Source organism: Phyllobacterium sp. 22552, assembly GCF_052044585.1.
GTDB lineage: Bacteria > Pseudomonadota > Alphaproteobacteria > Rhizobiales > Rhizobiaceae > Phyllobacterium > Phyllobacterium ifriqiyense.
Window position 1 is genome coordinate 50,491 of sequence record NZ_JBQENG010000004.1, and the last position, 20,049, is coordinate 70,539.

The window sequence follows — 20,049 nt, forward strand, 5'->3', positions numbered from 1 at the left end:
GGAAGTCAGCCTTTTCTGCCGAACCGGAAATTCGCGGTGAATATCCGGGTATTCAACCAGATGGCGACAAGGATAATTGCGCCTGTGACGATCTGTGTGAAGAAGGGCGAGATATGCATCAGGATCAAGCCATTGCCGATGACCGCAATGGTGAACGTTCCAAGCACCGTGCCTATGATTGTCCCCCGGCCGCCCATCAAGGAAGTTCCCCCGAGAACGACAGCGGCAATCACTTGTAGTTCAAAACCCACAGCAGCGTTGGACGAGCCTGACCCCAGCCGGGCTGCAATCAGCAGACCCGCGATCGCACATGCCACGCCGGATATGATGTACACTGATGCGATGATCCATCTGGCAGGCATGCCGACACGGCGGGCAGCTTCCATGTTGGAGCCGACGGCCACAACCTGACGTCCGTATTTTGTCGACCGGATCGCCACATAACCTAGAAAGGAAATAACGACGGCAATGATCGCGGGTACCGGAAACCCGGCGACGATACCCCGTCCCAAAGCAAAGAACCCCGGCGCATCCTGAATTGGGATAGAATAACCTTGGGTGAGATAAAGGGCAAAGCCACGCAGAATCGAGAGTCCTGCCAGCGTGACGATAAATGCCGGGATGCCCTGATAGGCAATGAACCAGCCCTGTGCAAATCCTAATCCACCGCCCAGTACGATCATTGCAACCACCACAACAGGCCACGGAAAGCCCATCGCCATCACAACAGCGGCGACTGCATTGATCAGCGCAACCTGAGAACCAACGGAAAGATCAATGCCTCCGGTGATGATGACGAAGGTCATGGCGATGGCGACAATCAAGATCGGAGCAGCCTGCCGGATGATATTGAGAATGTTTCCGGAGGTTAGAAAAGTCTCGCTGCCAACTGAAAAGAAGATCATGCAGGCGGCAAAAAACACAGCAATCGAAAGAACCTGCGCATGCTCGCCGAAGAAATCTGCAATGCGCGACCCCTGGCCACGCTCTGTATAAACGGTCATTGTCTGGCTCCCTCACCGACAATCAGCTTCACGAGGTCTTCAAGATTAGTGCCGCCGATCTGCCGCTCGGCAACCTTCGTGCCCTCGTACATGACGGCAATCCGGTCACAGACCCGAAAGAGGTCTTGAAGACGATGTGTAATGAGAATGACCGAGACGCCCTGCGCCTTGACCCGGTTAATCAGTGCCAGCACCGCTTCAACCTCGGCAACTGCAAGTGCCGATGTAGGCTCGTCCATGATCAAGACCTTGGGCTTGAACGATGCGGCGCGGGCAATGGCAATGGCCTGACGCTGCCCGCCTGAGAGTTGCGCGACCTTACCCGTCAGCTTTGGAATTCTGATTTCCAAAGCGTCCAGCATCGCGCGCGCTTCGGTCAGCATTTTCTTGCTGTCGAGAAACATGCCCTTGCTGAGTTCACGGCCCAGAAAGAGATTGCCGACAACGTCGATCTGGTCGCAGAGGCTGAGATCCTGAAATACCATTTCGATGTGCCGATTGCGCGCATCGGCGGGTCCGGACAGACGAACTTCCTCGCCTTCGATCGCCATCGTGCCGCCATCGGGAATATAGGTTCCTGAGATGATCTTGGTTAAGGTGGATTTCCCTGCCGCATTGTCGCCGACCAATCCAAGGCATTCGCCAGGAAAGATATCTAGATCGACACCGCGTAAGGCTTGGTGCGAACCAAAGGATTTACGGATACCGCGCAACGAGACGCGGGGATTGGAATCAGTCTCGCCGCTTGTTCCACCTCCGGAGGGAGCGCCCCCTCCGGAGTGAACGACGGCCGCTACCTGCCGGCCGTTCTGGTTCATTTGAAGACAGCCCTGTATGGATCGACATTGGCTTTTGTCACGATGGTAATCGGCACGGAAATGTTCTGATCAACAGCCTGGCCGGCAGCCACCTTCTGCAAGGCATCCACAGCCGCTGCTCCCATTGCCGACGGGTCCTGCTGGATGACAGCTGCAACGAATCCGGCATCAATGCCTGCGATGGCTTCCGCCGTCAGATCCCAACCGAAGACCTTGATCGTATCCTGTTTGCCCTGGCTTTGAACAGCAGCAATGGCTCCCATAAGTGCCGGTTCGCCTGTCGCGTAGATCGCAGTCAGGTCAGGATTGGCGGTGATAAGGTTTTCTGCCGCCGAAAGCGCATTGTCCTGAACGTTCTGTCCATCAACGACTCCGGCAATCTCGATACCATCAGTACCCTTGATCGTCTTTTCAAAACCTTCCTGACGGACATTCTGAATGTAGGAGTTCAACGCTCCAACGACGCCGATCTTTGCTTTGCCGGCCATGTTTGTCTTGACGTAGTCAAGGAAGAACTTGCCCATGTCGGCACCCGCCGTCGCGTTGTCCACGCCGATCTGCGCTTTTTGCGGGCCCGCCGGCAAGATGGCATCGATAGCGACAACGGGAATACCCGCATCCGCTGCCTGCTTGACTGCAGGCATCAGTCCGTTGACGTCGATAGCAACTACAGCAAGGCCAGAAACCTTTTCCTGAATATAGGTTTCGATAGCGCTGTTCTGTGCCGTTGGTTCATTATTGGAGTTGAAAATCACCAGCTTCACACCGGCTGCATCGGCCGCTTTCTGTGCGCCTTCGTTCATCTGGTTGAAGAAAAGCGCCTGCTGGTTGATCTGAACCAGCGCGATCGTCTTTTTCTCCTGAGCCACGGAGGCCGAAACGGCACAGCTTAATATGGTAAACCCTGCCAGCGCGATCATCATTCTTCTTGTTAGATTCAAAGTCATGTTCTCATCCTCTGTTGTTTTTAGCCGTCGCTTTTTTGTTATTTCGCTGGCGGAGCAACGGAGTTCCGCACCACGATTTCGACAGGCAAAAGCTCTTCCGAAGCGGAGGGTTTCCACTCTTGCCAGTTTGTTTCCAGAAGCAGTTCCAATGCCCGACTGCCAAGCTGCCGGACTGGCTGGCGGATCACCGTCAGCGGAGGCGCGAAGAGATGCAGGGGCCCGACATCATCGAAACCGATCATCGATACGTCGCCCGGAACTGAGACGCCCCTATCTTTGAACACTTCCAGCAGGCCAATGGCGATTTCATCCGAGCTGGCAAAAATCGCGGTGGCCTCATGGCGTTCTTCGAGGAAACGCAACGCAGCCTGACGGCCGTAATTGATGGTATATTCACCGGCGTAGCGGTCCACCCGGGCCAGACCTGCATGGTGCTCGCGAAGAGCTCTCATCACGCCATCGAAACGGCGACGCGCACTAATCATGCGCTCATCTCCACCGATAAACAGGACATGCCTGTGCCCATGGCCAGCCAGATGCAGTCCAGCAAGATATCCGCCATGATCATTGTCACAGAAAAGCTTTGGCGCTTTGGAGCCAGGGATATCTTCGTCGACCACAATGACTTTGCTGGAACGATTGATCAGATTGGCAAGCGCGCCGTCGTCAGGATGGTTTGTGACAAAAATCAAGCCATCGACATGATTCCGCTCGATGAGCTGGAGATATTCTATTTCCCGGCCCGGTCGGTTAAGCGTTGCATGCAGCGAAACAGCCAACTTTTTCTCGTCCGCAGCCTGCTCCACCGCTGCCACGAATGTAGAGAAGAATGGATTGGCGATTTCCGGTACTACCAGACCAATCGTATCGGAGCGCCCCATGCTCAACCGCCGCGCATGTGGGTTTGGAACGTATTTGAGCGTGGTGATCGCATCTTCGATGCGTTTCTTGGTGTTGTGGGGCAGATCAAGGCTGCCATTTACGAAGCGCGAGATCGTCGTCACTGACACACCCGCAGCGGCGGCTACATCTTTCAAACTTGGCATCGTTCGCTTAACCAAGAGCAAAATCCCATTGTAAAGCGGTTTAGTAAACCGATTTACAAGAATGATATCACTTTCCGTTGGTTGTCAATTACGTTTTCTTGCAGCTTTTAAATTATTCGCACACCGCGACGTTCATCGTCGCCAGTACGCTGTCGCTGACCCAGCTCTCAAGCAAACCAGCACCACCGGCTGAATGGACTGTCTCCAACCAGGTACACTTTGTCCTAGTCACCTTGACCACGACGCGATGCACGGGTGATTGAACTCACCCCGGTCCCTCTAAAAAGTTTGTCTTGACGGCTTTCAACAGTGAGGCGACACTTGCAACAATGGCAGGACAAGAGAAAACGATGGATGAGCCAAACCGCTGGCGTCACATGGCGAGCGCACCGAAAGACGGCAGTCGCATCCTTGTAACAATCCGTCCATCCGAACAGGGACAGGCGGAAGTTGATCTCGCTTACTGGTCTAATGGTGATCAGTTCGGTGCTGAAGGTTGGCGCGCCTCCGATTCCTCGCCTGGCCGCATCGTCGAATATGCCGAACCGGAACTGAAGTGCTGGATGCCGATGCCCTCAGCTAATTTGAATCGTACATCCATGCCCCTACCTTGGGAAGGCGACGACGCGAAGCAGCTAGACGGTTCAGGAATTTAAGCACTCGCGTCGATTCGAAAAACCGACATGCGAAGGGCTGCTTTTCCCATCCCGACTGGTCATTGAATGGCTACATCATCTTCGGCAGCGCGATTGCCAACGCATCCACAGCAATGCGTACCTTTAACGATAAATGAGGCGTCTGCAGCCACATCGCATAGCAATCGTAAGGCAGCCCGGGCTGATCGGATAAGAGTTGGACAAGCGTCCCTTCTTGCAGACGGTCCCGCACCAGCCAGCTTGGCAGCCAGGCCAGTCCTATCCCGCTGCTGGCAGCGTCGGCAATAGCATCGAGGTCGTCGAGACGTATTCGATTGATCGGCACCAGCGTCTCGCCTCCCGGAAAACTCCATGGGGGTATCCGGCCGGAACGGCGGTACATGATGGCCTGGTGTTGATTGAGATCAATAATCTGTTCAGGTTTGCCATGCTTTTCGAGATAAGACGGCGACCCGCATACGATCATTTCTTGACGTGCGATACGGCGCGCGATCACACCGGCCCTGTCTTCAGGGGCACCCGTTCTAACCGCCAGATCGAAACCGTTTTCCGCAAGATCGTAAAAGTCATCATTATAGGATAAATCCAGCTCCAACGCGGGATATTTCCGCGCCAGTTCCAGCAAGACAGGCGTTACGCAACGCCGCCCGAAATGCACCGGCATCGTCACGCGCAATTTTCCGCGAGGCTCCAAAAGCTGATCAGCCGCCTGTGCATCGGTTGCATCCACTTCGGCAAGAATAATGTGGCAACTCTCATAATAGACATGTCCAAAATCCGTCAGACTTTGGCGGCGTGTCGTCCGGTTGAGGAGACGCAAACCAAGTCGCTCTTCGAGAAAGCGGATGTGCTTTCCAACCATTGGTCCCGACAGGCCGAGTTCTTCAGCGGCTGCCGCAAACGAGCCCAGATCTACGGCTTTAACAAATACGGCCATACTCAGAAGACGATCCATATTCGAAACTCTCAGTTTCTACTGCATTACTTTTAAGCATATTTATCGCCAATCCAACTCCTGTCATACCCTATTCAATTCAAATAATTTGGAGTTTTGACTTATGGCTCGCGTCGTTCGCTTTCATGAATTTGGTGGCCCGGAAGTTCTACGCATCGAAAACGTTGATCTACCAGCACTTGGCCGTGGCGAAGTACGTCTTCGCATTAAAGCGCTGGGTCTCAATCGCGCTGAAACTCTGCTACGCATGGGACGCTACATTGAAACCCCATTCTTGCCTTCAGGGTTGGGATTGGAAGCTGCGGGTTTTGTCGAAACGGTAGGCGAAGGCGTAGATGATTTTGCACCAGGTGACATTGTCAGCGTTATTCCGCCCGTCTCAATGGTTCGTTGGCCTGCTTACGGCGAAGTCGCAACTTTTCCAGCAAGGCTGCTCGTCAAGCATCCGCCATCGCTTGGCTGGGTAGAGGCTGCCGCTCTCTGGATGCAATATCTTACCGCCTATGGTGCTTTGATCGATATTGCCGGCTTGCATAAGAATGATTTTGTGGTCATCACCGCAGCATCCAGCAGCGTTGGACTCGCTGCAATCCAGATTGCAAACATGGTAGGCGCCACGCCAATTGCGGTTACGCGAACATCTAGCAAAGCGCGTGCATTGCTTGACCATGGGGCGGGCTACGTCATTGCCTCGCAAGAGGAGAATCTAGAGAGACGCTTGGAGGAGATTACGCAGACCAAAGGCGTAAGGGTGGTGCTGGACGCTGTTGGCGGCCCCATATTTGAACCACTGACCGCTGCAATGTGCGACGGCGGCATTCTTATCGAATATGGCGGGTTAAGCAACGAACCCACCCCCTTTCCATTGTTCAATGTCCTAAGCAAACGACTAACGTTACGCGGTTATCTTGTTCACGAAGTTATCAATGATCAAGACAGACTGGATACTGCGAAGTCATTCATTCTGGCCGGGTTGGCATCTGGCGGTTTGCGGCCGGTCATCGCAAGAACATTTGCATTCAATGATATTATTGAAGCGCACCACTTTCTCCAGTCAAACCAGCAATTCGGCAAAATCGTCGTGACGCTTTGAGTATGCCTAGAATGTACGGATAATCCGCGTAACATCCTCGTTGAACTTCCCGATGATTTCCTGCGCGGCATCCCGCTCCTTGCGCAGCTCTCCCAGACGGTCTTCTTCTTCACCCATTTGCGCCAGATATCTGCTTTGAAGATCGCCATTGGGTACAGCTCGCAAGTTCTCGCGGGTACGATCCTGAGATTCAGCTACCTGATCATACTCTCGTTGAACGCGGTCAAGCGCCTCTTGGGCATCGACCTGCTTCATTCGGGCTTCCGCCAATTCTTTCAGCTTGGTTTTTACCTCCGGATCTTCCGCGGCATCAGCCCAACTTGTTATCATCTGAGGAGCGGCATCCGATAATGCAAATTCTTCAGCCTGAGTTTGCTCACTGACCGTTTCTACATTGCGCGTTTCGCCTGCCTTCAAGGCAATACGAACGCGGTCATGGGTCAGCGTCGAATCGGCGGTATTTTCGGCCCTGAATGTCCAGCCCGGGCGTTTCTCCTGCTCGATGAGCACAGTGCGATCACCATCAGCTGCACCATTCACTGTAAATATAGTTACTTCCCGTAACAGCGTCTTTGCATGAATGATTCCATCAACGACCTTTATCGAAGTGATCATCCTTTGAGGTTTCGTGTCGGCACCCACTGAAACCTTTTGATCAAGCGCAAAACTGGCAGCCCGCTTTTCGCCAGATGGCATTCCAGCTATCTGAGCATCTCCCACATAGCCGGACTTGCCATTATAGACGGTCAATATGCCTTGCGGAAAACTGGAACCACTATCATTTTCAAGCATGACAGAAGCTGTCGGGTGCTCACCACTGCGACCGACCTGATAGACCGAAACCATTTCAACCTTCACGTCCTTGTCAAGCAAAGGCACGGAAATTGTTTCGCCGTTCTTCAGATCAAATTGACCTGGAAGGGAGAAGTTGGACGTAACCTCCTGCTCCTCAATGGCGGTTTGCTGTGCGGCTGGAGCCATTTCGATTGGCCTTTGTGGCATCTGCATCTCTGGAGCGGGGGCTGCATAGCCGGCTGCCGCATCCTGCTCTTGTGCCAGCTTTTGTCTGCGAGAGGTGCCCAGACTTGCAATTGCAGGATTTTGCGCGGATGTATCGACGACAAGTTCAGCCCGGTCTTTCCAGTAGCGCCTGTGAAGCGCCTGCTTCAGCGTGACGGGTTTCCCCGATGAAAGCACGATAGAAACGTCGTTCCAATCTTCGCCAGAAGCGTTCTCGAATATGGCCCAGGCCTGTAGCCGCGCCGTGCCATTTTCACCCGTCACCATGCGGTAACTGGTTTTCCAGATCGGGGCCGAGACAACATATGAAATGTCTACGGTGCGGGTACCCTGCCCATCCAGCTCGATTTTAATTGTGCGGGAGCCATCCACGGCTCCCTTGCCTGCGACAAGAGTTGCGTCGGCTATTTTAGCGTTCAGAGTCTTGTCCAAAATTTCAACAGATACTGAACTGTCGAGCGGGACCGTCGTGATGTCTCCCTTGACGGTAAGTATGGAGAGAACCGCATTTTGTGCACCGTTTGCGCCGGTTTGATATTCGACACCAAGTATGTTGCCTTCGAGCTCGCGCGCTCCCGCTATGCGGATGCCCGTGCCCTTTACGGCATTCAGCAATCGGGGAAGCGAGTTCAGATCATCAACGCTAAAGGGCAGTGTACGAAACGTTTCTTCCAGCGGATTAGGACCCGCCAATGAGAGATTTTTAACCTTGCCATTGGCATCTCTGATGATGAGACTTTTCAGGATGTCATCTACCTGATCCAGCGGAACATTGATCGTAATCTCGCTATTATCGCCAACATTGGCGGAGCGAACAATTTCCGACAGGCCGCCCGATGATAGCGTCACGGATTTTACGGGTCCGTTCACGGCGGCCAATGCAGTCGTGCAGATCAACGGAAAAAGCAAAACCGGCAAAAGCTGACGTTTCAATGCCATGGACAGTTCTCCCCAATGTGTCGAAGTGACAATCACGCCCCTATCTGGGAAAGGTGAAGAATTTAAGATTTGGCAGGCTCAGTCTCAATCTTCTGCATTCTCTCGGCTGCTCGCGCAGCAAAAGATTCCGATCCGCTATCTTCTACGGGAAGGAAAATGCTGCAAAGGAAGCTTATTCCAGCGATGAAAATGAACAGACCCGCCAGCGGTGCCCACTGGACACCATAGGTGTGAACGAGCCAGACACCGATAACCGGCGTAAGACCACTGAATATTGCACCGCTAAGTGAAGAGCATAGCGAGATGCCTGTATAACGCAGATGGACCGGAAACGCCCGGGTCAGAAACGGTGCCATAACTGCGTAATGGGCGGCGAGAAACACGGTTGCGACCAGAATAGCAATGTAAATATTGGTTAGATTACCGGTAATGATGAGCATCATCATTGGTACCGCAAAAAGCAATGCCGCTCCGGACATGGCAATCAGGAGAAAGCGCTCGCCAAACCGCGTAGCAATGTATGAACCGGCAGGAAATGCAAAGAGCTCAATAACGCCGACCCATGAAACAAGCTCCAGCATGTCAGAGCGGTTGATTCCAAGCGATGTTGTTGTGAATGTCATCATCAATGTGGTGATGAAATAGAAGCCTGCGACACCGAGCAGACAAAGTCCCATGCCAAGCACCAGCGACTTCTTTTTCGTTAGAAAAATTTCCTTGGCCGGGATGACGTTTTGTACCGTCTTCTCTTTCAATCGCTCTTCAAGCTCAGGACTCTCATTGATGCCCGCGCGAATGATGAAAGCAAAGATGATCAATATGCCGCTAAGCAGGAAGGGGATTCGCCAGCCCCAACTCAAAAAGTCTTCTTGCGGCAGATCAGACACTGTACGGAAGGCCAGCGTTGCAAGAATAAGCCCAATCGGGCTTCCATATTGCGGTGCTGAGGCGAGAAAAGTCCGCCAGCGAGGTGGAGCATGTTCGGCGGCAATCAGCACAGCACCACCCCACTCGCCCCCGACTGCCACGCCCTGTACGAGGCGCAGCAGCACAAGCATAACTGCCGCCGACATACCGATGGAGTGATAGCTGGGCAAAACACCGATCAGCACTGTTGCGGCGCCCATCAGCAGAAGAGTTATGATCAAAGAATTCTTGCGTCCGACCTTGTCGCCAAAATGGCCGAAAAGAAGCGCGCCGACAGGTCTTGCCACAAATCCAATAGCGAACGTGCCCAGGGACGCAAGCACCCCCATCACAGGATCTTGCGAGGCAAAGAAGACATCCCCGAAAACCAAAGCAGCAGCAGTGCCGTAAATATAAAAATCGTACCACTCAATCATGGTGCCGACAAAGGCACCTATTGCGGCACGAATTGGCTGGCGTTTTGCTGCGATCTGATTCATCTACTTTCCCCGGTGACGATATAGTGACCGCAGTCACTCATATTGTTCTATTAGCCTGATAGGCGGCCATGAAACGTGGCGCAGCTTCCGATACGGCGCTGAGCGAATAACCACCTTCCTGCACGATTGCGGTAGGCAAGCCAGCGGCTCCCCAGATTGCTCCTATTTCGGCATAGGCCGCTGTCGTCACGGTAAGCCGGGAAAGTGGGTCTTCGTGGTGCGCATCCCATCCAGCTGAGATAACAAGCGCCGAAGCACCATGATCGGCCACTGCGGCCGCAAGCCTGCGATTGGCATCAATGAAGGCATCATCACCGCTGCCTTCCGCCAGCGGTAAATTGAGGTTCGCACCAAGGCCGCTACCGGCGCCGGTTTCATCCGCATAACCACTATAGTGGGGATAGTAGTTGGAAGGATCGGTATGGGTTGAACCAACGAAAACATCATCACGGCTGTAGAATATGGCCTGTGTTCCGTCGCCGTGATGTGTATCAAAATCAATGATTGCCACACGCTCGTGCTGCTGACGCAAATGTTGCGCAATGATTGCCGCATTGTTGAAGTAACAAAATCCTGCGGCGCGATCGACATAGGCATGATGGCCCGGAGGGCGGCAAAGAGCAAAGGCTGCCTTCTCGCCACTCAACAAAGCATTGGCAGCAGAGATCGCCGTTTGGGCAGAGGCATAAGCCGAAACATAAGTGCTTTCCATCATGGCGCAGGAAAGCCCGTTAATGTACCAGCCAGCCTGTCCAAGCACACCAACAGGTCTTGGTCTTGGACGGGTAGCGTAGTTTTGATCTGCGCCTTGATACGCACTCACATTCGGCAGAACTTCAGGGCCATGATTTGGCAGTTGCATGAACCGGTCATATGCCGTCTGTAAAAACTCGACATAGTGGTCCGCGTGAACGGCAAGTATGGGATTAAGTCCCGCGTCACCGGTCGCTTCTTGCGAAAGTCCAAGATCAGTCAGCGCTTTTATCAGGGTTTGGGCACGTTCCGGATTTTCCAGCGGGTCGGTAATTCGGCCATTTACCATATATTGTTTAGGCTGATGAGCCATTTGCTGGCTGGAAAAGAAAAGTTTCATGATACTCATTTTCGATGCTATTTGCCGTGAGTCGGCTCAGAGCCTATTCGCTGGGGCCAACAATGCAAGTTTGGACTTGCAATAATGATCAACGCGCTCTCACTAACCTGCGATTGCTTGCTCCAATGTTGATCCATGATTGCTCTCCCGAACCATAACTGCAATGTCTAGGAGCTACGGAAGATTTCCCGTTCAGAATGAGCTGCCCACGGCAAATATAGTTGGATGAATTGACTGACACGGACACAGACTCGAGTTCAGGGGAATCAATTTACTGGAAGCAGAATCTATTGGTCTGTCTTCTCGGGTCGTTCACAACAATTGTTGCGATGACTTTGATACTGCCTTTTTTACCGCTCTACATAGAACAGTTGGGGGAGACAGGTCATGCCGCGATCGTCCAATGGTCTGGCATCGCCTATGGCGCAACCTTCTTCACCGCCGCTCTGGTCGCTCCATTGTGGGGCCGTCTTGCAGATATCTATGGACGCAAGCTGATGCTGATCCGCGCCAGCCTTGGCATGGCCATTGCCATGTCTTTGATGGGCATGGCCACAGAGGTCTGGCATCTCATTGTCCTTCGGCTGCTCACCGGCCTGCTTGGTGGTTACGCATCCGGATCGACTGTCCTTGTAGCCACACAAACGCCCAAAGCGAGAACTGGCTGGGCTCTGGGTACGCTTGCCTCGGGCATCATGGCAGGAAACCTTATCGGGCCTCTGATTGGTGGCGGCCTGCCTCCGCTGATTGGCATCCGCGCAACATTCTGGCTGATAGGTGGGGTCATCTTTGTCACATTTCTCGCAACAAGCCTCTTTATCAAGGAAGAAAAGCGGCCGCCCAAAAGCCAGACGCAAAAGCAGAACAGCGGATGGAAGGCAATCCCGGACAAGCGCCCGGTAATTGTCATGCTACTGGCGGGAATGCTTTTGATGCTCGCTACCATGTCCATTGAACCCATCATCACAGTCTATGTAGCACAACTCGTAGACAACCCGGCCCATGTAACCATGGTTGCAGGTATCGTGATGTCTGCGGCAGCGCTAGGCAGCGTGTTGTCCGCATCCAGACTGGGCAGACTGGCGGATCGTATCGGGCACTGGAATGTTATCGTTGCAGCTCTCGGCATATCTGCCCTGCTGCTGATCCCTCAGGCTTTTGTGACCGAGGGCTGGCAGCTGGTCATTTTGCGCTTTCTGATGGGACTATCTCTTGGAGGGCTCCTTCCCTGCATAACCAGTGTTATCCGCCACAATGTTCCAGATAGAGTTGCGGGCAACATTCTTGGCTATGCGACATCCTCGCAATATGCAGGCCAAGTCATCGGTCCGCTCATGGGAGGATTTGTCGGTGGGCATTTCGGCATGCGAGCGGTTTTTCTTGGCACGAGCATATTACTTGCCGGCAGTGCGCTTTATGGATGGATCATCCGGCCCAAGCCCTAACGAGGCAGCTAACCACCCTGCTTTGCTGCTTCATGCAAGGCCGATCCCTCGAAACGATAGAACAACTTTTCCGGCTTCGGGACGCCGCCTAACCCTTCATAGAAGGCACGCAAGCGCGGGTTGTCGCGATCGGCTGTCCAGTCGATGCGTGCATGGCCCCGCTCAAGCGCCAATTTTGCCAGCCCCTGTATCAGGCTTTTTCCCACGCCGGATCCGCGGTGTTGCTTTGAAACAAAAAGCTCTTTGAGAAACAGGCCAGACCCAAGACCGGGTCCCGGATAGACTGGCGTGATCGCAGCAAAGCCCACAATCTCTCGCTGGGTGGCAACAAGAATTTCTGTACCTGTTGGCATCGAGGCCAAGCCTTCGAGTATTTTCTCGCGCGGCGGGCATGGTACATCGTAGTGCGCTTGCATTTCCTCGAATAGAGCAGCCAGGGCAGCGTGGTCCGATGCGCTTGATAGTCTCACTTCCAACAATTCAACGAACTCCAGGTTACAAGAATGGCAACTTCACATTGCCATTCTTGTATAATTTCATAACCGAAATCTATTCGCCCATGTTGACCGTGATTGGCGACAGCTTGTTGGCTTTGAGACCGTATTTGTCGAGAAGAGCGTCATAGGTTCCGTTCGTCTGCAGCTTTTCAAGCGCCACTTTCACGGCATCGCGCAATTGTGGTTCGGATTTTAAAACCGGAATACCAGCCAATGATTGGCTGAACGCATCGCCAATTGTAACATATGTGTCAGGTTCGAGCTTTTGATTATAAGGTAGAGTTTCATTTCCCTGAGCGGCTGCCTGCAAACGCTGGCTTTTGATTTGTGTTCGGGCATCAGCAGACCCTTCCGTACCCGTCACGTTGATTGCAGGCTTGCCCTTTGCAACGCAATTTTTCTCGCTCCAGGCGGTAATTTGCGCTGGCCAGTCGGTTGAGCGGCTGGCACCGACGGACTTTCCGCAGAGATCATCTACTGTCTTGATTTCTGCCGCCATAGCCTTGGACGTATAGAACTGAGCACCCGACTTCATGTAATCAACAAAGTCGGCAGTTTCCTGACGGGCCTTCTTGTCGCTCATTCCGGCCATTGCCAGATCAACGCGGCCTGTCTGCAAGGAGGGTAGCATTTGGGCGAAAGCGATTTCCTGCCACTCGACCTTTACGCCAAGCTCTTTGCCTATTGCTTCACCCAGATCAATATCGAAGCCCTGAAGCTCATTTGTAGCCGGGTCCTTATAGGTGATCGGCGGATAGTTTGGCATTGTCGCGATGACGATCTTGCCAGCGTCCTTGATACGCGCTGGAAGTTCCTGTGCTGCAGCCGGAAGGCTGACGACGATGGCAGCGCCCAATAGGGCAATCGTTTTATAATTGTTCATATTCTGTGTTCCTCTTTTATGTTTATGATATTTCAAGCCAATACGGCTGCGATAAAATCCTGTGTACGCTTTTCTTTCGGGTTACTGAGAATCTCTTGTGGTGTTCCGCTTTCAATGATCTTACCTCGATCCATGAAAACAACGCGGTTGGCGACTTCGCGCGCAAAGCCGAGTTCATGGGTGACCACAACCATGGTCATTCCGCTGGTCGCCAGATCACGCATAACATTGAGAACGTCGCTGACGAGTTCTGGATCAAGCGCTGATGTGGGTTCGTCAAACAGCATGAGCTTTGGCTTCATCGCCAATGCCCGGGCAATGGCGATGCGCTGCTGCTGGCCGCCCGAAAGCTCGCTGGGATAGGCGTTTTTCTTGTCCGTTAGCCCCACTTTTTCGAGCAAAGCCATCGCTTCCGGAATGACCGCGCTTTTGGTGCGCCGTTGCACAATGACAGGGCCTTCAATTATATTCTCAAGAACTGTCATGTGTGCGAACAGATTGAAGCGTTGAAACACCATGCCACTTGAAAGCCGCTGCCGCGCAATTTCCGTGTCATTAAGTTGATAAAGCTTATCGCCTTCTTGCCTGAAGCCGATGAGTTCATCGTCAATCCATATTGCACCGGAATCAATTCGCTCAAGCTGATTTATACAGCGCAGCAATGTGCTTTTTCCTGATCCCGACGGACCAATAATGCACAATACTTCACCATGTTCGATTTCCAGCGAAACCTTATCCAATGCCTGAAAATCACCGAAAAATTTGTTGAGATCGACTGCAACCACCATCGAAGACATCGTTACACTCCCTCCGCTTCCGTGGGTGTCACGCGCTTGACGTCACGGCGGCCCTGGCTTTTCGCATAATGCTTCTCAAGCAGATGCTGTCCGATAGAAAGTATGGTCACCACAACCAGGTACCAAATGGCGGAAACGATCAGCAATTCCATCACCCGGTTATTTGCATAGTAGACAGACTGCGCATTGCGCAAGATTTCTGCATAACCGATCACGCTGGCGACTGATGTGAGCTTGACCATGCTGATGACTTCGTTGCCGACTGGCGGAATGATAACCCGCATCGCCTGGGGAAGGATGATCCGGCGCAGCATGGTAAGGCGGGTCATGCCAATAACTTTCGCCGCCTCGATTTGACCGTTGTCGACAGAGAGAATCCCTCCGCGCACCACTTCCGCAGTATAAGCCCCTTGATTGATGCCCAGTCCAAGCAGGGTCGCCATGAATGGGGTCATGAAATCGACGGTGCGCATTTCAAACAGACCGGGAATCCCCAATGTCGGAAAAATCAGTGCGAGGTTGAACCAGAGGAGCAATTGCAGAAGTAGCGGTGTCCCCCGGAAAAACCATATGTAGAATACGGCGACATATTTGAGCACCGGGTTCGGTGACATAATCATGATGGCAAAAACGACGCCGAGAAAAAGCCCCAGCGCCATAGCACAAATCGTCATCAAAATTGTGTTCCAGAGCCCCGACAGAATGGCGGGAGCTGTGAAAAACTGGGCGACTACCGGCCATGCGATCTGCCCCTGAGCGAATGCTTTGACAATTAAAGCCAGTGCCAGAATGATAAGGCTGGCAGCCAACCAACGTCCGTAGTGTCGCCGGGGCTGATGATGAAGATGAGCAATCGAATATTTTGCCGGAGGAATGGAGATGGTGCTATCGACGTTTGCCATATCTCTTACCTTTCAAATCGGGGACCGGAATAAAGTTTCAGCCACTCCTGTTGCTTGTTCAACAGATCACGCAGCCGCCCGATTTGTTCTTTAACCCTGTCAGGTGCCGTTCCGCCATAAGCTTTGCGTGCTTCAATGGCCGCTTTCGCGCTTAATGCTGACTTGATGGAAGGATGCAGCCGCGCATCAACAGTGGCTAGATCGTCATCACTCAAATCCTCCAGACCAATCGACCGGTCCTCGCAATACCGCACCAAGGCCCCTGTAATTTCGTGTGCTTCCGAAAATGGCACACCATTTTTTGCCAACCAGTCAGCAACTTCGGTGGCCAGTGTAAAGCCTTCGACCGAGTGCTGCTGCATCCGGTCGACATTCACTCGCATTGTGCGGATAAGTCCGGTCATCGCGGGAACGACCAGTTCCAGCGCATCGATCGTATCAAACGCTGCATGTTTGTCTTCGGCCAAGTCACGATTATAGGCGAAGGGCAAACCCTTCAATGCGACCAGCATCGTCGTCAAACTACCGATCAAACGCGATGCACGACCGCGCGTCAGCTCCGCAATATCGCAATTTTTCTTTTGCGGCATGATCGATGAACCCGTTGCATAGGCATCATCCATTTCGATCCAGCGGAATTGCCGCGACGACCACAGGAATAATTCCTCGGCGAGACGCGACAAATGGACACCGAACATTGCCATGACAAAAAGGAATTCGGCGACGTGGTCACGGCTGCCGACCGCATCGATGGAATTCTCGCTTGGAGCGTCATACCCAAGTTCCTGCGCGGAGATTTCCGGATGCATTGCAATGGCGGAGCCTGCCAGTGCCGCTGCACCCAGGGGCGAGCGCGCTGCACGGCGATCCCAGTCCTGTAACCGCTCAAAGTCACGGGCAAAGGTTTGAGCATGCGCAAGCAATTGATGCGCAAAGCTGACAGGTTGCGCCGGTTGCAGATGTGTGAAGCCAGTCGTCACTGTCTCGACATGCTGATTTGCCTGCCCAATCAATGCTGATTGGAGATTCAATATATCCAAACCGATCCTGTGGGCCACATCACGCAGATATAATTTCAGATCATTGGCGGCCTGATCATTGCGTGACCGTCCTGCGCGCAGCTTCCCCCCCAATATGCCAACGCGTTCTCCCAATACTCGTTCGAGAAATGTATGTATGTCCTCATCGGCTGGAGAAGGAATGACAGCGCCTGATCGATGCTCTTCTCCAATTGTCTGCAAGGCTGAACATACTTGTTCGGCTTCCGAAGCGGTCAGGATGTTGGCACGAACAAGCTCGCGGGCATGAGCAGCCGAGGATGCAAGATCGTAGGGGACGAGTCGGAAATAGCTGCTTTCTGATCTTGATAGTGCTGTAAGCTCTGCAGATGGGCTCGCTCTGAAGCGGGCGCCCCACAGACGCGCGGATTGCTCAGCCATAATATCGTTCCCTTATTCTTGTTATTTTGAAGCTTATGGTTGTGCTTTAAGCGCGACAAACGAAATTATTTCGCGTAACCATTCCAAAATGGAATACCCTGCCACCAATAACTAACAGGCAGTCGAAATGGTTACCGGCCGCAACTATCCATCTACGCGCGCATTGCAAGTGATCGTCACGATTGCAGAGCAGGGAAGCACTACGGCCTGTGCAAGAGCTCTGAACATGACCCAGAGTGCTGTCAGCAAGCAACTTCAGACGCTCGAACAAATGGCAGGAACTGCGCTTTTCACGCGAACTCCCTATGGGCTATCCGCTACGGAAGCAGGCCGGATTTATGTCGCTGAGGCACGCGTGGCCTTGGGCGCTCTGGAAAACGCCACCTTGCGTATTGCTGCTTTGGGTTCATCACCAAATGCGATCAAGCTGCATATCCTGCCGATCATGGGAGACCGCTGGGTAATTCCCCGCTTCGCCGGGTTTGCCGATGAGCACCCCGAAATAGACGTTGAACTATCAACCTTTGCCACAACTGACTTGATCAACCAGGCAGACGCAGCATTTCGGTTTGGAGAGGGCGATTGGCCCGGACAGAACAGCTATTATTTGTTTGGGCGTCAGGTCGCGCTCGTGGGAGCGCCACACTTTCTTGCCAAAAATGGCGGCATTCAAAAGGCCGCGGATATTCGCTCATTTCCCCTTCTCGACCACAAACATACGCCCCTTCGCTGGAGCGAATTCGCTTCTGCTCACAAGATCACAAATTTCACTCCGGAACGCATTACCCACTTTGGCTATTATGCTCTCGTCATTCGTGCTGCAATAGCAGGGCAAGGTCTTGCCTTGGTGCCACGCGGCCTGATTGCCGACGAGCTTGAATCGGGCAAGCTTGCCAACCCGCAAGGCTTTGGTTTTAAAAGCAATTATGGCTATTGGCTGACCTGTCCTGATGACCGCCCTCAACGTCCTGCCATGCAGCTTTTCCTGAAGTGGCTCCTGGAGGAAGTCGGCTCGATGCCCCCGGAAATGCGATAACAAAAAAATCATCGAATTGTCATGGAACCCAATGAACTCCAGACACATTGAAGTGTCAGTCTGGCGGATGATCATCCCGTCTGACGATTCTACATATGGAGGAAGTGATGAACGACAAGCGTTTTCCCATCCCTGTTATGATTACTCTTGGAGAAACCGGACAACGGGCGGTATCCAGCGTTTGGGAAGCGATCGAATGCCTTCGCAGTCTTTGGCCCGTGAAAAACGGGCCGGGTTATCGTCGCGCCTTGCAGGCATGTATGGACGCTCTCGATGGCTGGAAACCTGCTCATAAGGCCCGGCACGCCTTTATCCGCGCCGCTCGCGAAGCGGGCGTTTTTCTCGATACAAGGCTGCATCAATAGTGGCTGGGCGGCACCTCCGCCGCCTTAAAGTCTTTCTTATATAAATCAGTCAGCTTATGTGCGCCCGCGACCGCGGGCGTTTTGCGTTGAGTTCGTTGGAAAATATGGTGGGAGGCAAAGGCACCATATTGCGGATGATATCGGCACCCTTTTCACCAATCATGATCGTTGGCGCATTGGTATTTGCCGACGGAACACGCGGCATGATTGAACTGTCACAGACGCGCAGTCCTTCCATTCCATATACTTTCAACTCCAGATCAACGACAGCCATGCTGTCTGTTCCCATCTTGCACGTGCCGACCGGATGATGATCCGTCTTGGCGTTGGCGCAGCCATATTCGAAGAGCTCTGCGTCGGAGTTGTATTTCGGCCCCGGCAAACGCTCGGCGAGAACATAAGGCTTGAGTGCCGCTTGCTGCATGATTTCACGCGCGAGCTTCAGCCCTTCAATCGACATCTGGCGGTCATGAGGATCGCTCCAATAATTCGGATCGATTAGTGGTGCAGCAGTCGGGTCGCCGGAACGCAGGCGCACTGTTCCACGCGAACGCGGATGTAAATAGGCTGAGTTAAGGGTAACGCCTGCATTCTTCAAACGCTCTACTCCAGCCTCAATACCTGAGCCGAGTCCCAGGTGAAACTGAATATCTGGCGAACGCGCATCCGCGTCTGCATACCAGAAACCACCTGTTTCGAAGAGGCTTGAGGCAACCGGGCCAGAGCGGAACATCACATATTGAAGTCCTGCCCACAATGTACGGTGGAGCTTGGCGACGCCGTCATAGGTATGATCGCCAGTGCACTCGCTGATAACAAAAAGATCAAGGTGGTCTTGCAGGTTTTCACCAACCCCCGGCAGATCGTGCACCACTGAGACGCCTGCACTTGTTAGGTGATTAGCAGGGCCGATACCTGATTGCAGCAAAAGCTTGGGCGATCCTATTGCACCGGAACTGACCACAACCTCGCGATCTGCACGGATCACCTCGCGCCTGTTTCCTGTTATGACCTCCACACCAACAGCCCGCATACCCTCAATGACAATCTTCGCCACTTGTGCGCCAATACGTACCGTCAAATTCTTCCGGTTCTTTATGGGGGCGAGATAGGCCATCGAAGCGGAAGAACGCCGCCGATTGCGCTGGGTCAATTGGTAAAAACCAACGCCCGCCTGTTGTTTTCCGTTGAAGTCATGATTGTAGGGAATACCGAGTTCCTGCCCCGCCCGAATATAGGCATCGCAGATTGGCAATGTGGCAGCGGGCATCGAAACACCGAGCGGGCCGCCATAGGAGTGGTAATCATCGGCAAAGCGCTGATTGTCTTCAGCTCTCTTGAAATAAGGTAGAATGTCCCGATAGCTCCAGCCCGTGCAACCATCCTCCTTCGCCCACAAGTCGTAATCTGTTGCATTGCCGCGTGCATAAAGCTGCGCATTGATACTGGAACCGCCGCCAATGACCTTGGCTTGTGTATAGCGCAGAACGCGATTTTTCATGTGCTTTTGGGGCACGGTTTCCCAGCCCCAGCTGGCGACACCCTTTGTCATTTTGGCAAAGCCTGCCGGCATATGGAAAAGTGGGTTCCAATCACCCCCACCCGCCTCAAGCAGGAGAACCGAAACATCTTCCTCCTCACTCAACCTATTGGCTAAAACACAGCCTGCAGGGCCGGCGCCAGTAATGATGTAGTCAAAGCTTTTCAT

General features: G+C 53.1%; 19 protein-coding genes. 5 read left to right on the plus strand and 14 right to left on the minus strand.

The features are described 5' to 3' along the window. Positions 1 to 5: 5 nt before the first annotated feature. The 4 genes from ACTJI9_RS10400 to ACTJI9_RS10415 are packed head-to-tail and all read right to left on the minus strand — an operon-like array spanning position 6 to position 3,830. Positions 6 to 1,004: an ABC transporter permease gene (locus tag ACTJI9_RS10400; protein WP_307281986.1), complete on the minus strand. Its 999-nt coding sequence runs from the start codon at positions 1,002 to 1,004 to the stop codon at positions 6 to 8. Continuing rightward, entirely contained in the window at positions 1,001 to 1,822 is an 822-nt protein-coding gene (locus tag ACTJI9_RS10405; protein ID WP_336440472.1) for an ATP-binding cassette domain-containing protein, read from the minus strand. The genes ACTJI9_RS10400 and ACTJI9_RS10405 overlap by 4 nt, the downstream gene beginning before the upstream one ends. Next, positions 1,819 to 2,769: an ABC transporter substrate-binding protein gene (locus tag ACTJI9_RS10410; protein WP_115054691.1), complete on the minus strand. Its 951-nt coding sequence runs from the start codon at positions 2,767 to 2,769 to the stop codon at positions 1,819 to 1,821. The genes ACTJI9_RS10405 and ACTJI9_RS10410 overlap by 4 nt, the downstream gene beginning before the upstream one ends. A gap of 38 nt (positions 2,770 to 2,807) precedes the next feature. Continuing rightward, on the minus strand, positions 2,808 to 3,830 hold the full coding sequence (locus tag ACTJI9_RS10415; RefSeq protein ID WP_440807805.1) for a LacI family DNA-binding transcriptional regulator: 1,023 nt from the start codon (positions 3,828 to 3,830) through the stop codon (positions 2,808 to 2,810). A gap of 335 nt (positions 3,831 to 4,165) precedes the next feature. On the opposite strand from ACTJI9_RS10415, the gene ACTJI9_RS10420 reads away from it, so the two are divergent. Next, the gene (locus ACTJI9_RS10420; protein WP_115054819.1) at positions 4,166 to 4,471 is read left to right on the plus strand and encodes a hypothetical protein; all 306 of its coding nucleotides are present in this window, start codon (positions 4,166 to 4,168) and stop codon (positions 4,469 to 4,471) included. 70 nt (positions 4,472 to 4,541) lie between these two features. Here ACTJI9_RS10420 and ACTJI9_RS10425 read toward each other — a convergent pair whose 3' ends face one another. Next, entirely contained in the window at positions 4,542 to 5,426 is an 885-nt protein-coding gene (locus ACTJI9_RS10425; RefSeq protein WP_440807808.1) for a LysR family transcriptional regulator, read from the minus strand. Positions 5,427 to 5,529: 103 nt separating this feature from the next. Between ACTJI9_RS10425 and ACTJI9_RS10430 the strand changes: the two genes are divergently transcribed. Then, positions 5,530 to 6,519 carry a zinc-dependent alcohol dehydrogenase family protein gene (locus tag ACTJI9_RS10430; protein ID WP_440807810.1) on the plus strand — a complete coding sequence of 330 codons (990 nt, stop codon included), beginning with the start codon at positions 5,530 to 5,532 and terminating at the stop codon, positions 6,517 to 6,519. 6 nt (positions 6,520 to 6,525) lie between these two features. On the opposite strand, the gene ACTJI9_RS10435 is transcribed toward ACTJI9_RS10430, so the two are convergent. The 3 genes from ACTJI9_RS10435 to ACTJI9_RS10445 all read right to left on the minus strand — a co-directional run bounded on the left by ACTJI9_RS10435 (position 6,526) and on the right by ACTJI9_RS10445 (position 10,986). Then, a complete protein-coding gene (locus tag ACTJI9_RS10435; protein ID WP_440807813.1) occupies positions 6,526 to 8,478 on the minus strand; it encodes a DUF4139 domain-containing protein in 1,953 nt (650 codons plus the stop codon). 62 nt (positions 8,479 to 8,540) lie between these two features. Beyond that, positions 8,541 to 9,884: an MFS transporter gene (locus ACTJI9_RS10440; RefSeq protein ID WP_115054686.1), complete on the minus strand. Its 1,344-nt coding sequence runs from the start codon at positions 9,882 to 9,884 to the stop codon at positions 8,541 to 8,543. A 37-nt stretch (positions 9,885 to 9,921) separates the two neighbouring features. Further along, on the minus strand, positions 9,922 to 10,986 hold the full coding sequence (locus tag ACTJI9_RS10445) for a histone deacetylase family protein (protein ID WP_440807816.1): 1,065 nt from the start codon (positions 10,984 to 10,986) through the stop codon (positions 9,922 to 9,924). A 221-nt stretch (positions 10,987 to 11,207) separates the two neighbouring features. Here ACTJI9_RS10445 and ACTJI9_RS10450 point away from each other — a divergent pair, with 221 nt between their 5' ends. Continuing rightward, positions 11,208 to 12,422 carry an MFS transporter gene (locus ACTJI9_RS10450; protein ID WP_307286319.1) on the plus strand — a complete coding sequence of 405 codons (1,215 nt, stop codon included), beginning with the start codon at positions 11,208 to 11,210 and terminating at the stop codon, positions 12,420 to 12,422. An 8-nt stretch (positions 12,423 to 12,430) separates the two neighbouring features. Here ACTJI9_RS10450 and ACTJI9_RS10455 read toward each other — a convergent pair whose 3' ends face one another. The 5 genes from ACTJI9_RS10455 to argH form a co-directional block, all read right to left on the minus strand. Further along, on the minus strand, positions 12,431 to 12,892 hold the full coding sequence (locus tag ACTJI9_RS10455; RefSeq protein ID WP_370878849.1) for a GNAT family N-acetyltransferase: 462 nt from the start codon (positions 12,890 to 12,892) through the stop codon (positions 12,431 to 12,433). A gap of 79 nt (positions 12,893 to 12,971) precedes the next feature. Beyond that, positions 12,972 to 13,802, minus strand: a complete 831-nt coding sequence (locus ACTJI9_RS10460) for an ABC transporter substrate-binding protein (RefSeq protein WP_115054684.1) — start codon at positions 13,800 to 13,802, stop codon at positions 12,972 to 12,974. A 32-nt stretch (positions 13,803 to 13,834) separates the two neighbouring features. Beyond that, the gene (locus tag ACTJI9_RS10465) at positions 13,835 to 14,599 is read right to left on the minus strand and encodes an amino acid ABC transporter ATP-binding protein (protein WP_115054683.1); all 765 of its coding nucleotides are present in this window, start codon (positions 14,597 to 14,599) and stop codon (positions 13,835 to 13,837) included. A 2-nt stretch (positions 14,600 to 14,601) separates the two neighbouring features. Then, entirely contained in the window at positions 14,602 to 15,501 is a 900-nt protein-coding gene (locus ACTJI9_RS10470; protein ID WP_115054682.1) for an ABC transporter permease subunit, read from the minus strand. Between the two features lie 5 nt (positions 15,502 to 15,506). Next, on the minus strand, positions 15,507 to 16,940 hold the full coding sequence (gene argH, locus ACTJI9_RS10475; protein WP_440807820.1) for an argininosuccinate lyase: 1,434 nt from the start codon (positions 16,938 to 16,940) through the stop codon (positions 15,507 to 15,509). Positions 16,941 to 17,067: 127 nt separating this feature from the next. Here argH and ACTJI9_RS10480 point away from each other — a divergent pair, with 127 nt between their 5' ends. Then, positions 17,068 to 17,976, plus strand: coding sequence for a LysR substrate-binding domain-containing protein (locus ACTJI9_RS10480; protein ID WP_307281952.1), 909 nt, complete (start codon positions 17,068 to 17,070; stop codon positions 17,974 to 17,976). Between the two features lie 107 nt (positions 17,977 to 18,083). Then, positions 18,084 to 18,341 carry a DUF982 domain-containing protein gene (locus ACTJI9_RS10485; RefSeq protein WP_115054679.1) on the plus strand — a complete coding sequence of 86 codons (258 nt, stop codon included), beginning with the start codon at positions 18,084 to 18,086 and terminating at the stop codon, positions 18,339 to 18,341. A 49-nt stretch (positions 18,342 to 18,390) separates the two neighbouring features. On the opposite strand, the gene ACTJI9_RS10490 is transcribed toward ACTJI9_RS10485, so the two are convergent. Further along, a complete protein-coding gene (locus tag ACTJI9_RS10490) occupies positions 18,391 to 20,049 on the minus strand; it encodes a GMC family oxidoreductase (RefSeq protein WP_440807823.1) in 1,659 nt (552 codons plus the stop codon).